This is a genomic window from Psychrobacter sp. H25, from assembly GCF_059076335.1.
In genome coordinates this window covers 2,996,676-3,012,045 of record NZ_JCACRV010000001.1, presented here as the reverse complement: position 1 = coordinate 3,012,045, position 15,370 = coordinate 2,996,676, and the positions used below count along the sequence as shown (strand labels likewise).

The 15,370-nt window shown below is 44.3% G+C and carries 14 protein-coding genes; 11 read left to right on the top strand and 3 right to left on the bottom strand.

Features of this window, described 5'->3' with window-relative positions:
- Positions 1–6: 6 nt before the first annotated feature.
- On the bottom strand, positions 7–1,110 hold the full coding sequence (rutA, locus tag AC5JPO_RS12310) for a pyrimidine utilization protein A (protein WP_493853966.1): 1,104 nt from the start codon (positions 1,108–1,110) through the stop codon (positions 7–9).
- 473 nt (positions 1,111–1,583) lie between these two features.
- Between rutA and AC5JPO_RS12305 the strand changes: the two genes are divergently transcribed.
- Positions 1,584–2,219 (top strand): TetR family transcriptional regulator C-terminal domain-containing protein, encoded by a 636-nt coding sequence (locus tag AC5JPO_RS12305; protein WP_493842756.1) that lies wholly within the window; start codon positions 1,584–1,586, stop codon positions 2,217–2,219.
- A 211-nt stretch (positions 2,220–2,430) separates the two neighbouring features.
- Here the strand turns inward: AC5JPO_RS12305 and AC5JPO_RS12300 are convergent, their stop codons facing one another.
- Positions 2,431–3,300 carry an alpha/beta fold hydrolase gene (locus AC5JPO_RS12300; RefSeq protein ID WP_493853965.1) on the bottom strand — a complete coding sequence of 290 codons (870 nt, stop codon included), beginning with the start codon at positions 3,298–3,300 and terminating at the stop codon, positions 2,431–2,433.
- Between the two features lie 7 nt (positions 3,301–3,307).
- Positions 3,308–4,099, bottom strand: coding sequence for a class II aldolase/adducin family protein (locus AC5JPO_RS12295; protein ID WP_493852183.1), 792 nt, complete (start codon positions 4,097–4,099; stop codon positions 3,308–3,310).
- A gap of 85 nt (positions 4,100–4,184) precedes the next feature.
- On the opposite strand from AC5JPO_RS12295, the gene AC5JPO_RS12290 reads away from it, so the two are divergent.
- The 10 genes from AC5JPO_RS12290 (at position 4,185) to AC5JPO_RS12245 (ending at position 15,349) form a co-directional block, all read left to right on the top strand.
- The gene (locus AC5JPO_RS12290) at positions 4,185–4,874 is read left to right on the top strand and encodes a Crp/Fnr family transcriptional regulator (protein WP_319051635.1); all 690 of its coding nucleotides are present in this window, start codon (positions 4,185–4,187) and stop codon (positions 4,872–4,874) included.
- Between the two features lie 173 nt (positions 4,875–5,047).
- The gene (locus AC5JPO_RS12285) at positions 5,048–6,736 is read left to right on the top strand and encodes a phosphoethanolamine transferase (RefSeq protein WP_493853964.1); all 1,689 of its coding nucleotides are present in this window, start codon (positions 5,048–5,050) and stop codon (positions 6,734–6,736) included.
- Positions 6,737–6,791: 55 nt separating this feature from the next.
- Positions 6,792–7,472 carry a response regulator transcription factor gene (locus AC5JPO_RS12280; RefSeq protein ID WP_443527100.1) on the top strand — a complete coding sequence of 227 codons (681 nt, stop codon included), beginning with the start codon at positions 6,792–6,794 and terminating at the stop codon, positions 7,470–7,472.
- A 94-nt stretch (positions 7,473–7,566) separates the two neighbouring features.
- Entirely contained in the window at positions 7,567–8,928 is a 1,362-nt protein-coding gene (locus tag AC5JPO_RS12275) for a sensor histidine kinase (protein ID WP_493853963.1), read from the top strand.
- Between the two features lie 223 nt (positions 8,929–9,151).
- Positions 9,152–9,613, top strand: a complete 462-nt coding sequence (locus AC5JPO_RS12270) for a diacylglycerol kinase (RefSeq protein WP_443527141.1) — start codon at positions 9,152–9,154, stop codon at positions 9,611–9,613.
- Between the two features lie 139 nt (positions 9,614–9,752).
- Complete coding sequence (locus tag AC5JPO_RS12265; RefSeq protein WP_493853962.1) at positions 9,753–10,550, top strand: PAP2 family lipid A phosphatase; 798 nt, start codon at positions 9,753–9,755, stop codon at positions 10,548–10,550.
- Between the two features lie 190 nt (positions 10,551–10,740).
- The gene (locus AC5JPO_RS12260) at positions 10,741–11,352 is read left to right on the top strand and encodes a YceI family protein (RefSeq protein WP_493853961.1); all 612 of its coding nucleotides are present in this window, start codon (positions 10,741–10,743) and stop codon (positions 11,350–11,352) included.
- 219 nt (positions 11,353–11,571) lie between these two features.
- Entirely contained in the window at positions 11,572–12,888 is a 1,317-nt protein-coding gene (locus AC5JPO_RS12255) for a c-type cytochrome (protein WP_493854034.1), read from the top strand.
- Between the two features lie 94 nt (positions 12,889–12,982).
- Complete coding sequence (locus AC5JPO_RS12250; RefSeq protein WP_493853960.1) at positions 12,983–14,596, top strand: flavin monoamine oxidase family protein; 1,614 nt, start codon at positions 12,983–12,985, stop codon at positions 14,594–14,596.
- A gap of 72 nt (positions 14,597–14,668) precedes the next feature.
- Positions 14,669–15,349, top strand: coding sequence for a c-type cytochrome (locus tag AC5JPO_RS12245; protein WP_493853959.1), 681 nt, complete (start codon positions 14,669–14,671; stop codon positions 15,347–15,349).
- The last annotated feature ends 21 nt before the right edge of the window (positions 15,350–15,370 follow it).

Sequence of the window (15,370 nt, the reverse complement as noted above, 5' to 3'; positions counted from 1 at the left end):
CTTTTATTAGGCTTCGCTGACAGCTTGGCTGGCAACTGGGGTATCGACATTGATGCGGCTCTTCATCAAGGGCTGGATCTTACTGCCGAAATCCTCAACACCTTGTACGAAGTCATCAAAAGTAAGTAAGACGCCATCAGTACCTTGTATCTCACCAACTTCGTCTAACATGCTGGCTACGTTTTCAAAAGAGCCGACCAGCGTACCCATATTGATATTGACTGGCGAAACGCTTGAGGCCATATGGCGAATATTGGTATCTTTGCCTGAGGTTTTGTCCTTACCGCCCTGTGACTGCAGCCAATCAATGGCTTCAAAATCCGCACCATCGTTGTACGATTGCCATTTTGCCTGCGCCTTTTCATCGGTCTCATCTGCAATAACCATAAAGAGCACATAGGTGGGAACATTGCGGCCCGTCTTATCCGTGTGTACCTTTAATCGGTCATTGATACCAGCATAAGCGGTAGGTGTGTTTAGACCTTTACCAAAAACAAAGTTGTAATCAGCATGTTTTGCAGAAAACGCTAACCCTGTATCTGATTGACCCGCACAGATAATCTTCATATCCGCTTGTGGAATAGGCTTCACTTGACAGTCATCCATCTGGAAGAACTCACCCTTCAAATCAGACTGGCCGGTCGCCCACAGGTCTCTTAGGACTTGTACATATTCAGATAAGTAGTCATAGCGCTTACCAAAATAATCATCGCCTGGCCACATTCCCATCTGTCCATATTCTGCTTCTTGCCAGCCAGTCACGACATTCAGTCCAAACCGTCCGTTTGAGATGCTATCAAGCGTCGATGCCATTCTCGCTACGATTGCGGGCGGCATCACTAACGTTGCTGATGTGGCATAGATTTTTATTTTGGACGTGACTGCCGCAAGTCCTGCCATCAAAGTAAAGCTTTCGAGGTTATAATCCCAAAACTCCGTCTCCCCGCCAAAGCCGCGTAGCTTGATCATTGAGAGCGCAAAATCAAAACCATAGTGCTCAGCACGTTGCACAATTTGCTTATTAAGCTCAAATGTTGGCTTGTACTGCGGCGCGTTTTTTGAAATTGACCAACCGTTGTTGCCAATCGGACAAAAAATACCTATTTCCATGAGGTCACCTATAAATTTCGAGAAGAAAGAAGATAGCTATAAAAGAAATAAAAATTCTTTTATGTTTTTTTATATAGCAAAACCTATGCCATATTTTTTTATTTATATTTATCAATAACTTACTAAATTTTATCCATAAATTTTTTAGACCATATGGTTTAAAAAAATGCATAGTGATAGTGCACACTGTTATAAAACGGTGCAGTTTGTTATAAAATAGTGCAGAAACACTTGAAAAGTGAATTTTGGTGGTAATCTGAATGGGGTGAGATTAATTAACGGTAAATAGGACACTCGTAAGTTCGATTTCTATAATCAACAGCCTTATAGACGAATAGGATATTCATCGCTGATAAGAGCAATATGTGGGCCAATAAGTGGCGCTTATACCCGAGGGCTTCGCTCCTTTTTTAAATTCAATCAACGATCATCTACAATTCGATTTATGCAACTCTATAATGAAGGACATGACAGTGAAAGACAGCGTGCTAAAAGAAGAGACGGAAACAAGCTCAAAAGTACTAAAGAAAAAAGCGCATATTATCAATGCTGCATTGATTGTCTTTTCGCAAGAAGGACTAAATGGCGCGCGAATGGAGAGGATTGCTGAAGAAGCTGATATTTCTAAATCGAATATATTTTATTACTTCAAAAACAAAGAGGTTCTTTATATTGCTGCTCTAGAAACGGTACTCAGTGAGTGGTTGTCCCCTTTAAGCAATATCAACATCAACCAAGATCCAAGAGATGCACTAAAAACTTATATTGAAGAAAAATACAAGATTTCAAAGAAGTCACCTGCAGCATCGAGACTATATGCATTAGAGATCATGCAAGGAGCACCTCACTTAATGGGGGTGCTGAAGGGACCTTTAAGATATTTGGTTCGAGAAAAGGTGGCAGTGATTGATGGGTGGATTGCAGATGACAAGATTAAATCTGTTTCTGCTATTCATTTGATTTTTCATATTTGGGCAGTTACCCAGCACTACTCTGACTTTTCCACCCAAATTGAAGCGGTCTGTAGTCATAGCTTAAGAAACAAAAAATTCGCTAATGAGGCATTAAGTACGAGTATTCAACTGCTCGTAGACAGTTTGATTCCGTAATCGTGAGCGGATCATTTAACAGCAGTAATGAATCAAATCAGATTTAGAGATTTTTTGTACTTTTAACTCATACTTACCATACATAAAAAGCGCAGGGCATCATGTGATGACCTGCGCTTTTTGACAGTAAAACTGTGTGACAAATACAACTTCTATTTAGACTACAGTGTTTTTAAATAGTATTTTTAAACAGTGTATCTAAATATTACCTTTAAATAGTGTCTCTAAACTGTAGATAGGCAGTGGTTATCGCTCCAGCATCCTCGATCTGCGGATAATGACCCAACATCGGCATTTCGGTGACATTAGCATTGGGAATCAACGTACGATAATGATCCATCATGTGCTGACCTGATATCGGATCTTTAGCGCCAGCGATCAATTTAACCGGTACCGTACTCTTTATAATAGCGCCTACCCAGCGCTCGCGATATTGCTTACGCTGCGGCATATAGTTAATGAGTTTGTGCATCACTGCCAAACCCTCATTGTGAGTTAGTAGCTGCCATAAAGTATCGATGACATCAGGTGTAGGTGGCGTGCTGGGCCCAAAGACACGCTGCAGACTGCGAGCAAACTTCTGCTTGGTAATCAGTTTGGATACCAAAGAGCCTAATGGAGAGATCAATAGTTTTTGAATTAAGATCGGTTTGTGCGTTTCAGGGAACAGACCACCGTTTAAAAAGCAAACGCTACCAATATAGAACTCATTATCGGTATGTACTTGCCTTGATAGCAGTTCTTGAGCCACGGTATCGCCATAGTCATGCGCCAATATATGATAGTCACTGACGCCGCATTGGCGCAAAACAGCCTGACAAATATCAGCTTGCTCACTGATTAGATAGCGAGCATTCTTTGGTTTATCTGACAATCCAAACCCTAGCATATCGAGTGTGATGACATAGTAGCGCTCAGTGAGCGCATCCCACATCCCTTCCCAATCCCAACTTGCACTAGGATAACCATGAATCAGTAGCAATGCAGGCGCGCTTTTGTCCCCTGCATGCCGTATAAAAATCTGCTGACCATCAACAGTCAAATACTCTCCCTGTCGTTGCCATTCGTCCAAGGTCATCATTACTGGCTTACTCCTCAAATGATGGGTCAGTGCGACGTAGTTTTCTTAACAGTGCAGGCCATGCGATATCACCATTTGCGCCTCTCGTGACTTCCTCGGATGCCGCTTGAATACCTGCCAATATTTGAGCTGGTATCGGTGTCAATGCACCGCCCCCGCTCTGCGCTTTTATCTGAATCTCGCAAGCGCGTTGCATGATATACATATACAAAAACGCATTGGCCACGGTATCGGCACACGTCAGCAGACCATGGTTACGTAAAATCATAAAGTGAGCGTCACCTAAATCAGCGACCAAACGAACTTTTTCTTCTGGGTTGAGCGCGACGCCTTCGTAGCCGTGGTACGCTAGATTAGACAAAGGAAATAGCGATTGTTGGGAGATGGGTAATAAGCCTTGCTCTTGTGCAGATACGGCAACACCGTCGTTTGTGTGCAAATGAATCACGCAGTGGGCATCGTCACGAGCTTCGTGCACCGCACTATGGATGATAAACCCTGCTGGATTGACATCGAATTCTGATGGCGCTACTTTTTCGCCAGCTTTGTTTACTTTGACTAGGTTAGATGCGGTAATCTCTTCAAATAACATTCCGTACGGATTGATCAAAAACTCGTCTTCAGTACCCGGAACGCGGGCTGAGATATGCGTGAATACCAAATCATCCCAGCCATAAGAGGCAATGATGCGATAACAAGCTGCAAGATTGACGCGCATCTCCCACTCTTGCTCGCTCATGTTTTGGTGTACACTCGAGGTTGAATGCGTTTGTGTGGTGGTGTCCATAGCTGTTTGCATTGTATAGTCCTTTACAATTGTAGATATCCTGAAACATCACTCTACACTATTTTGTAACCCCAAATCTGTCAAAAACATTACACTTATGAATATCACTCATCATCTAGATAATGACCCTTGGTTTACTCACTTGCCAGCCGAAATCCAGACACAACTGGCACATAGCGCTGTGCTCAAAACGTATCAAAAAAACCAGATGATTCATGCGGTTGGTGATAATGATGATGCGGCCTTACACTTAGTTCTAGGAGGGACGATCAGGGTTTGTAATGTAAGCGCTAGCGGAAACGCCATGACCCTTACCCATCTGTCTAGTGGCGATTGGTTTGGTGAGATATCTATCATCGATGACAACCCTCGTACCCATGATGCGTGGACTACAAACAAGGTTACTTTACTGTCCATCCCTAGAAAAGCAGTGATCCACACCGCTGAGCAGCATCCGATTTTGTACAAGCATCTCGCGCTCATTACCTGCGGGCGGATACGTAGAGCCTTTGAATGGATTGATAATGCGACCTCGCTAAATACATCCGCAAGACTAGCTAGTATGCTCATCGGGCTGATTGGCACTTATGGCAAGCAGGTAGGCGCTGATATAAAAATAGATCTACGCTTGTCGCAAGAGGAGCTTGGCTTCATGCTCGGTACCACCCGACAGACCATCAATAAAATCATTCAATCATGGCAAAAACAGACCATTATCAATATGCACTATGGCTTTATTACCATAAAGAACAAGCCTCAGCTAATGGCTATGATGAACCCCGAATAATTTGAGTATGCTATAGCATCTATCAGTGAACGTCTTAACACACGTCTAAACGAACCATTCAACCTCTCTTCTATTGGCATAAGTATCAGAGATACCACCTTAACACCTTCTTAACAGCCCGTTTGGTACGGTAAGGAATGACGTTTCCTACCATTTTGTTGAGAAGTTCTTGTATGTCAATACCTCAAGCCGTCAAAATAAATACGCCCACAGCTCGTGGAAAAACCCATTTCCTAAGTCAGCCATATCATCGTGAAGTCAATCTCAGTTATCTTCTGATTACCACTGCCTTGTATTTGGTCGCGACTGCTAATACTGGATTTTTCGAGCAGGTGCTAAATGTCTATCCATTTATCAAAAACATAGGTTTTATACTGTCTATTACGGGTGTGCTATTTGGACTGATGTGGCTAGTATTACAGCTGCTTTGCTATCGCCAGATTGCCAAGCCAGTGTTGATAACGCTGCTGATTACTGCCGCCATCTGTGGTTATTTTACTGATGCTTACGGAACGATATTTGACACCAATATGCTAATCAATAGCATGGAGACCGATCAAGCAGAAGCGATGGGATTGTTCACACCCAGTCTGGTGATTCGAGTGCTGATATTGGGGGTGTTGCCAGCGTTTATTATTAGCAAAATTCGCTTAAAGCGCTTTACCTGGCAACTCAGCATTCTACAAAAAACAGTTACACTGATATTATCTATCGCAGTCATCGCCGCTTGTCTCTTACCCTTTGGTGATCAGTACGCCAGCTTCTTTCGTCAGCATAAAGAAGTGCGCTCTTATGCCAACCCGATTACGCCTATTTACTCAATGTTAAAACTTGGCGAAAACTATATTAAAGAGCTGCGCCGTCCTGATACTTTCACGCTGCATGCGACAGATGCAAGGCGATTAACCCCTGACAACAGCATTGCAAAACCCAAACTGATGGTGTTTGTGGTTGGCGAAACTGCTCGAGCGGATCACTTTGGTTTAAATGGCTATACACGCAACACCACGCCGCTGCTCTCAAAGCAATCAAACCTTTATAGTTTTAAAAACGCGGTCTCTTGCGGCACATCGACCGCCTATTCCGTACCCTGTATGTTCAGTTATACCAATCGAGAAAACTACGACGTAGATACCGCTAAGTATAACGAAAACGTACTCGATACACTCAGCAAGCAAGGGATCAATGTCGTGTGGCGAGACAATAACTCTAGCTCTAAAGGTGTGGCTGATCGTGTGACTTTTGAGGACTACAAGACGGCTGATACCAATCCAAATTGTGATATTGAATGCCGAGATATTGGTATGCTTGATGGTTTTGATACACTGGTTAAGTCAGGCAGCTCACAGAAAGAGATGCCTAAAGACACGCTTATTTTGTTGCACCAAATGGGCAATCATGGCCCTGCTTATTACCAGCGTTATCCTAAAGAATTTGAAACCTATAGACCTGTCTGTATGACCAATGAGCTGTCGAAATGTGATGCCCAGTCTGTAATAAATGGCTATGATAACGCCATTCGCTACACTGATTATTTCTTGAATAACGTGATTGATACCTTAAAACCTTATGAACAAGATTATGATGTCGTCATGGTCTATATGAGTGACCATGGAGAAAGTTTGGGTGAAAATAATATTTACTTGCATGGTCTGCCTTATACATTTGCACCAGATACCCAAAAACATGTTCCTGCGGTAATTTGGTCACCGGACAGTAATAACATCGATGCAGATAGTCTCTCTAGTATGAGCAGTCAGCCGGTGTCACATGATTTTATTACGCCGACGTTGCTGAGCTTTTTTGGCATTACAACCAATGAGGTCAAAGGTGCACCAACCTTTTTTAACGTGCATCACTAACCTGTTTTTATATTGCGTTATCCTTTAAGCAACCACTATTTCTTAGGTCAGCATTATGTATAAGATACTCGTTATTGAAGACAATCCCGATATTGTCGCCAACATTTATGCGTTTTTTGAGCCCAAAGGCTTTGAGCTGGACAACGCACATCACGGCTATAGTGGGCTCACACTCGCCTCAAGCAATCATTATGACGTGATATTGCTCGATGTGATGCTACCAGGTATGAATGGCACGCAATTATGCAAAAAGCTCAGAGAAGAATTGCACGACAAGACACCAGTGCTGATGCTCACTGCGCGCGATACGCTTTTAGATAAAGTAGCAGGATTTGATAGCGGCGCTGATGATTATTTGGTCAAGCCTTTTTCGTTGATTGAGCTAGAATGTCGTATAAAAGCGCTCATACGTCGTCATGAGGATGATCATTTTGTACACAGTATCGCCGTGGGTGCGCTATCATTGAATAACAGCGAGCATACTATTATACGCGAAGGAAAATCCATTAGGCTCACACCAACTGGATTTAAAATACTGCATATCCTAATGAGTGCCGCACCGAGAGTCGTCAGCAAATACGAGATTGAAGAAAAAGTATGGGGGCAAGACATCCCAAGTAGTGATGCGCTACGCACCCATATGCATAGCGTGCGAGCGCAGGTCGATAAACCATTCGATAAACCTATGATTATCACCCTGCCTGGTGTAGGTTATCAGGTGATAGATCCCACTTAACTTCGAAAGCGCTCGTGCTCATTGAAGATATATCTTGTGCCACAAACCCTTACCCCCTATCGTTACTATACCGCTTTACTATATAAGTGCCTCTATGCTCAACATACACTCAATCGCCAATAAGTTTCGCTTCTCTTATTTTATATTTGCCTTACTACTATGCAGCGCTTTTGTCAGCATTTTTTTGTATGCAGAAAGCAGAATAGAGCGAGAATTGGTCAAAGCACGTCTATTGCAACAGCTGGAGATGAGTCAAGAAAAACATGGCGATCAGCCTATTTATACGGCTGACCCAGGCATTAAAATCTACCGCTATGATTATGCACCAGTCAGTCTGCAAGCCTCTGCGAATGACACCGTGCAAGAAACTGACGTTACTCTTAATAAAAGCACTGTTAACAAAGGCACTGAGCAGAAGCGCACCCATCTACACTTTTTTGCGTATGAGCAAGGCGATCAAGCATATATTTTGACCTACATAGAAGGGGTTGAGATAGTGATGAGTCACTACCCTGTGTTAGAAATCTTTGAAAACTTAGAAGATATTTTTGCGGACACGCTCAAAGTGGCCGTAATACTGAGTTTACTTATCGCAGCTATATTCTCTCATCTGTCCTCCAAACAGATCATCAAGCCCCTACTCGATCTAAAACAAGCGGTTGAGAGCGATCATAAAAACTTAACGGAACTCACGCACTTGCCTTCTGAAGTCGGGGTGTTGGCGCGAGCGATCGATGAAAAAAACCAAAAACTCGAGCAATATCTAAAACGCGAGCAACTGTTTACAGGGGATGTCAGTCACGAGCTGCGCACGCCTTTGACCATCATTATGGGTGCCTCTGAGGTGCTAGCGTCGCAACTCCCAACAGACAGCCATCTAACCGAGTTTACCAATCGTATTGGTGATACCGCGCGTGAGACTTCTGAGATTATCACAGCCTTGCTCTTACTCTCGCGCGCGCCTGAAAAGCTTGATGCACCGCAAACATCCATCAATAGCATTGTCTTAGCCGAGGTGCAGCGATTGACCTATTTGCTACGCTACAAGACTGTCACGTGTCAGGTAATCGCTGAGCAAGAATATAGTGCCTATGTGCGTCCTGAGCTATTAAAAATGGCATTGGGTAATTTGATAAAAAATGCGTTTCAGTATACCGATGATGGCGAAGTCATCATCACTATCGATGACGAAAAAATTATGGTCACTGATACGGGTCTTGGTATTCCTGAGGCGATGATGCCTCTACTCTACGAGCGATTTGAGCGATTGACTCATGACTATCAAGACGAGGGTAAAGGCACAGCCTTGTCACCGAAGCATGATATCAATCACAAGGTTGAAGGCTCAGGTTTGGGACTAAGCATTGTACAACGCATCATGTCTCATATGGGCTGGCAGCTGACCCATCAAGCCAATCATTCAGGCGGTAGCACTTTTAGTATTTATTACAAGTAGCACATGTTATAGCGCCAAAAAGCCTCATCTAAAAAATACGCTCTTCTCTATTTAATGTTCATTACCACGTATCCCAGCCTCTTTGTAGTCTCTTAACACTTTCTTAATCTCTCTCGTCTTATACTCAAGCTATATCGACTTTACCTGACTGTTTTTTTTGGTCGTGCCAAGCCGAGAGTGCACCTTGATATTAATAGATCATTAAGAATTCTATATGAATAAAATTACTCCTATTAATCTTGAAAACAAGCCAGCCGAGCATTGCTCTATCAAGCAGGTAGCACATCACAGTGCGCTCACGCCTAATAGCTTTGCAGAGAGCGCAAAAGGCAAAACGGGCTTTTATCGCATTGTAAAAGCTGCTGGCTATTCAATAGACGGCTTTAAAGCAGCTTACAAATTTGAGGCGGCTTTTAGACAAGTCGTGTGGCTCAATATTGCCCTATTTACTGCTGTCATTATTGTGCCTTTTTCAATTGGTATAAAAATGATGCTGGTAGTTGCTTCTTTTTTATCTTTGATTGTTGAGCTGCTAAACACGGGTATCGAAGCGTGCGTCGACCATACATCGACAGCCAAACACCCACTTGCCAAGATAGCAAAAGATGTCGGCTCGGCGGCGCAGTTCTTGTCGCTGTGTCTTTTAACTGCTTTATGGACAATGGCATTATCAGTCTTATGTTAATAAAGCATGATAAATACCTAGATAGCAGCACTGTAGATCGCAAAACCTATGCCACATGAGACATCAATAACCAGACGAAACATCATTAAATAGTCATGCTGCAATCTATCATTATCTGACATACGTTACAGAGGTATCTATGACTGTAGAAGACCACTCAACAGCCTGGCTCTGGCTAAAATTACTGTGCGTAACCATCATTGCTACAATAATGTTTGAACATAGCCAGTTGGACCTACGCATCAGTGAGCTATTTTATAACAATGGACACTGGCTACTAGAAAAGGGCGCGCAGCCTTATGCTTTTATCTTTTATGATTTACCCAAAGCTCTATTAATTCTACTGGCAGTCTACCTCATAGTAGTGCTAATCATTAAGTATAGACAGCCTTTGCCCGACCTTGCCTCGCAGTATCGCCATAAGTTCGATAGATTTCTGCTACCGCTACCCGTTCGGGAGATTGGCTACTTACTGATTATAATGGTAATTGTACCGGCTACCATTGCCACGCTCAAAGGCTTTACCCATGTGAGCTGTCCAAACGACTTGGTTTCATTTAACGGTGATCTGCCCTACCTTAACCTGTGGCAAAACATCGTGGCTGCGACTCCTGCCAGATGTTTCCCAGCGGCTCACGCCAGCGCAGGGTTTTCTTTATATGGATTGGCGTTTTTACCATCGTTATACACATACCGTGACCGTATATTTACGATAGTGACGGGACTAGGTTGGACGATGGGACTGTATAAGATGCTCTTTGGCGACCATTTCTTTAGTCATACCTTAGTCTCGATGCTGCTATCGCTGACCATAGCCTGTGCGCTCGCTACTCTATTGTTTAGAGACACTATCATCAATAGCGTCAGTAGCGCCAAAGGTAGCAATAGCAAACATGCTGATAGACGTCTGTCTACTCTCGAAATACCGAACAACTAAAATAAATCTTTAGCTATAAGGGCTTTAAATATAAGCGGATATAACCTCTATATATTTATCAAAATAATATGACTCATCATCTAAAAATACTGTATAAATAATGAAGAGCAATTGGTTTGTCACTGTTTAGCACTATGGATAGTGCTTTTTGATGACATGCTTTATATATTACCCACAAAGGAATGTAGCCATGCGCTTCTTATGCATTGGACAAAAAATCCCGCATGTCTACTATTTATCGATTGTGCCATTACTGCTTGTCAGTACCATAAGTGACAGTCATGCCGCTACCTACTCTATTAATCCCACCAGTACGCACATAAAATTTGCCATTGAACGTTTCAAAAGCTCTGCCACCGCTGGCGGATTTTATAATATTAGCGGTCAACTACAATATGATCCAGATTTAAGAGCTGGCGACATCTCATTAATCATACCGATAGACTCTCTAAATACGGGCAATACCTCTTTTAATAAAAGCTTAACAGGCCCTGATTTCTTTGATGCAAAAATGCATCCTTCAGCGCGCTTTAAATCAACAAAATGGTACTTTAATAAGGCTAAGAAACCACAGGTAACACGAGTAGATGGCCAGCTTAAATTGCATGGTGAGACGTATCCTATTAGCCTGACGGCCACCAAGTTTGAATGTGGCGCAAGTGTTGGTTTCAAACAGGAGATTTGCGGTGGTAACTTTACCGCGATGATTGATCGCACAAAGTGGAATATAAACAAATTTGCATGGTTTGGACTGACCAAAAACCTAAAGTTAAACATCAAAGTGGAAGCGGCCAGACAGTAGCTGTTTCAATGCTCCGACAGTCCCTTTTGAAAGTATCGGCTTTTATTGCTTTGCTTAATTTTAATAGAAATGACTAGTAACTATCAGGCATTTTGCTAGAAGGGAATATAGATGAGTTATAAGGATATTATAAAGACGCTTTGTAGAGCTATGCCAGTTGCGTCATTTTCTGCAGTAGTGGCATTAACATCAGGGCTGAGCGTACTTGCTACCGCTGCAATGGCAGAGACGGTCAGCCTGCCAATGGACACTTTGCCTAGCAGAATAACCCTACCAAATGTCAGTCCAGCCAATAGTCCTCTTGCCAACCGCGGCGCTTACGTGGCGCGCAGCGCTGACTGTATGGCTTGTCACCGTGAAGACTATAGTGGCGGTGTACCGATTGAGACACCGATTGGCAATATCTATTCGACCAATATCACGCCATCGACGCGCTATGGCATTGGCAATTATACCGAGGCTGATTTTAAAAAAGCCTTGCGCAAAGGACGCGCGCCAAATCATCAGATTTATCCTGCGATGCCCTATCCGTCCTATCATGGCATGACAGATGATGATATCAGTGCCTTATTTGCTTATTTTCAGACCGTCCCTGTGGTAGACAAGCCCCCTGAAAAAACCACACACCTGCCTTTTCCATTAAATATCCGTAGCTTGATGCTGGCATGGAATGTCATCAACGTACCCTCTACCGAAAACCGCGCAGGACTCACGCAAACCCAGCAACGCGGTGAGTATCTGGTCAATAATTTAGAGCATTGCGGCACTTGTCATACGCCGCGCAATCTAATCCAAGGCCTTGATAAAGACCGCTACTTATCCGGTGCACCCCTTGGTAAATGGTTTGCACCCAATATCACCCCTGACAACGACACTGGTATTGGGCGCTGGAGCGAAATGGATATCGTGACTTACCTGCGTACAGGAACGCTTGATAAGCGCGCTTATGCGGGCGGACCGATGGCGGAAGCCGTGGCACATAGCACGCGCTATCTCACTGATGAAGATCTGATCGCGATGGCATCTTATCTAAAAGTCATCCCAGCCATTAAGACCGATGACTATCTCATACCAGTCAATGTGTCTCGCCTACCGAAGCCAGCCAGCAACTCCATTACTTATGACTTACTGGAGCAAAAAGACTATCTGGCGCAGGCTAAAGCGAATACTGTCAGCAGTGCCAACAAGAGCGGCAGCAATAATAACTTGAACAGCAGCTCGCCAAAAGATTTATATTTAGCACATTGTGCCAGCTGTCACGGCGTCGATGGTTACGCTCAGCCTGATGCGCGTTATGCATCCATCGTTGGCCTCAGTAGCATTCGCCGCGTAAAGCCTGATGCACTCGTTGGCGTGATTGCCTTTGGGGCAAAAGGTGCCTTTAATACAGCACCGAAAATGCCGGGGTTTTCAAAAGATTTAAGCCCTGCACAGATTGCGAGTATTACTAACTATGTGCGCGTTACCTTTGGTGGTCTACCCAACAGCGATGTTAGCGCAGCGGACGTCACGCGCGTGATAAAAGAAAAAAGCTAGCCCTGAGAATTGGCATTAGAAACAACTATAAAAAATGTGCTCTAATCTTCGCCTTTCATCATGTGGCAAAGACCAGCACGATAAGGATAATCCTATGAATGATTTGCTCCAATCCCCTACGCGTCGGCAATTGCTCTCCATGATCGGCAAGACCGCAGGCGCGACCGCGATGTATCAAGCGATGACCACGTTGGGGTTTGCATCCGAGTCGAGCTTTAAAGAAGAAATGAATCTGAAAGGCGCACCAGCTGGCGCCAGTATCGTTATTTTGGGCGCGGGATTGGGCGGGCTGACTGCCGCCTATGAGCTACGTAAAGCAGGCTACAAAGTGACCGTGCTGGAATACCAAAATCGCGGCGGCGGACGTAGTTGGACGCTCAATAGCGGTGATAAATATACAGAGCTGGGCGGCGCTGAGGTCACGTGCGACTTTAAAAAAGGCAATTACTTTAATGGTGGTCCATGGCGATTACCCATCCATCACTACGCGGTCTTTCATTACTGCAAAAAATTCGGTGTGGCACTACAGCCCTTTATCCAGACCAATGATCGCGCCTATCTGCATCGTACCAATCACTTCGATGGTGCACCGCAGCGCTTGGGTGAGGTGCAGAGTGATATTCGTGGTTATGTGTCAGAATTATTATCCAAAGCCGTCAATAAAGGCAGTCTCGACAGTAGCGTTGATAAAGAAGACAAAGAAAAACTACTCGAAGGGCTAAAGGGTTGGGGTGTTCTGGATAACAATTATCGCTATGTCAAAAGCCATGAAACGGGCAAGCATCGCGGCTATAGTGTGTATCCGGGTGGCGGCTTGATGCCTGATGCCAAGCCATCAACGCCGATACCAATGGACAAGCTAATAGACTCAGGCATGTGGTCAGACATTTATAGCAACTATACTGTCCATGTGCATCAACCAACGATGTTTCAGCCTGTCGGCGGTATGGGGAAAATCGGTGATGCGTTTACGCGTGAGTGCCGAGATATGATTACTTTTAATGCCAAAGTCACCAAAATCAATCAAGACGAGACGGGCGTCAGCGTCGAATATGTCGATAGCGATAGCGATAGCGATAGCCCTAATAGTGCTGCCAAAACCGTGCGAGCAGATTGGTGCATTTGTACGATTCCGTTGTCCATACTGACTCAAATTGACATCAATGTGGCCGCACCCATGAAGCAAGCCATGGCAGCTGTCCCTTATGACAGCTCGTATAAAGTCGGTTTAGAATTCAAACGGCGCTTTTGGGAAGAAGATGAATGGATCTATGGTGGCATCACTTATACTGATCTGCCGATTACCCAAATCTCCTACCCTTCACAAGATATGTTTAGCACAGGCTCAGGTGTGTTGCTTGGCGCTTATGGATTTGGCGAGACTTCGTATAAGTTTAACTCCTTGACGCCCAAAGAGCGTATCAACGCGGCGCTCGCCTATGGCAAACAGATTCATCCGCAATATACCAAGGAGTTCCGCTCGGGCACATCCGTCGCATGGCACCGTATCCCTTGGTCGCTTGGCTGTTATGGTATCTGGAGCGAGTCGAGTCGTGAGCAGTATTACGAGACCCTCTGCGAGATTGATCACCGCATCGTACTGGCAGGTGAGCATTGTTCGCACATTCCTGCGTGGCAAGAAGGCGCGATATTATCTGGTATGGATGCCGCCAAACGCTTGCATCAAAAGGCCAAGAAACTTGGCTAAACTACTTTGTATAACCAGTCTGGCGCTGAATTAAGGATGATAACAATGAGACTAGGCACATTAGGGACAATCATGAATATAATGACAGCAAACCCGACAAAATCGTCTAGCTCAGGCAAGGCCGTAATAAAGCTCATAGTTGGCGGGTCGATCGCGTTGCTAACATTGTCAGGCTGTAGTCAGAATAGAACACAAGATGTAGCCACTATCGCCAATCCACAGACGACGCCTGTGATATCTAACAGCAGTTTTGACAATCAGGCCAGTCGCAATCAAGGCGCATGGGGCGGCGTATACATGTCCAAAAGTGAGTTGGCTGAACCCACTAGTAATATCGTCGATGTGCGCTCGATACCCAAAATGAGCGATGATGCCAGCATGCAGCAGTGGCTCGCCAAGTTTGAAGGCAGCACACAAGGTAAAACGGGATTTGCTACAACCAACGGTAAGAAACTCTATGACGACTCTTGTGCAGGTTGTCATATGCAAAAAGGTGACGGCGCGCAAGGCGCTGGTTACTATCCGCCACTGACCAATAACAGTAAGATGGAGTCAAAGTACTATATTATTGGCGTAATCATTAACGGCCTGCGCGGTATGCCGTCGTTTCACAGCATGATGAATGATGCGCAAATAGCTGCCGTCACACAATACGTGCATAGCGATCTCAATAACTTCACGGATACGGTCACAACGGATAATGTCGCACAATTACGCCATGACTTTCCACCAGGATCGGACCCGAGTGAGTAAGCAACTGAACAAGCAACTGAG

Coding starts and splice junctions, on each gene's coding strand:
- rutA (WP_493853966.1), bottom strand. CDS start 1,110: ATGGAAATAGGTATTTTTTGTCCGATTGGCAACAACGGTTGGTCAATT.
- AC5JPO_RS12300 (WP_493853965.1), bottom strand. CDS start 3,300: ATGATGACCTTGGACGAATGGCAACGACAGGGAGAGTATTTGACTGTT.
- AC5JPO_RS12295 (WP_493852183.1), bottom strand. CDS start 4,099: ATGCAAACAGCTATGGACACCACCACACAAACGCATTCAACCTCGAGT.
- AC5JPO_RS12290 (WP_319051635.1), top strand. CDS start 4,185: ATGAATATCACTCATCATCTAGATAATGACCCTTGGTTTACTCACTTG.
- AC5JPO_RS12285 (WP_493853964.1), top strand. CDS start 5,048: ATGTCAATACCTCAAGCCGTCAAAATAAATACGCCCACAGCTCGTGGA.
- AC5JPO_RS12280 (WP_443527100.1), top strand. CDS start 6,792: ATGTATAAGATACTCGTTATTGAAGACAATCCCGATATTGTCGCCAAC.
- AC5JPO_RS12275 (WP_493853963.1), top strand. CDS start 7,567: ATGCTCAACATACACTCAATCGCCAATAAGTTTCGCTTCTCTTATTTT.
- AC5JPO_RS12265 (WP_493853962.1), top strand. CDS start 9,753: ATGACTGTAGAAGACCACTCAACAGCCTGGCTCTGGCTAAAATTACTG.
- AC5JPO_RS12260 (WP_493853961.1), top strand. CDS start 10,741: ATGCGCTTCTTATGCATTGGACAAAAAATCCCGCATGTCTACTATTTA.
- AC5JPO_RS12255 (WP_493854034.1), top strand. CDS start 11,572: ATGGCAGAGACGGTCAGCCTGCCAATGGACACTTTGCCTAGCAGAATA.
- AC5JPO_RS12250 (WP_493853960.1), top strand. CDS start 12,983: ATGAATGATTTGCTCCAATCCCCTACGCGTCGGCAATTGCTCTCCATG.
- AC5JPO_RS12245 (WP_493853959.1), top strand. CDS start 14,669: ATGAATATAATGACAGCAAACCCGACAAAATCGTCTAGCTCAGGCAAG.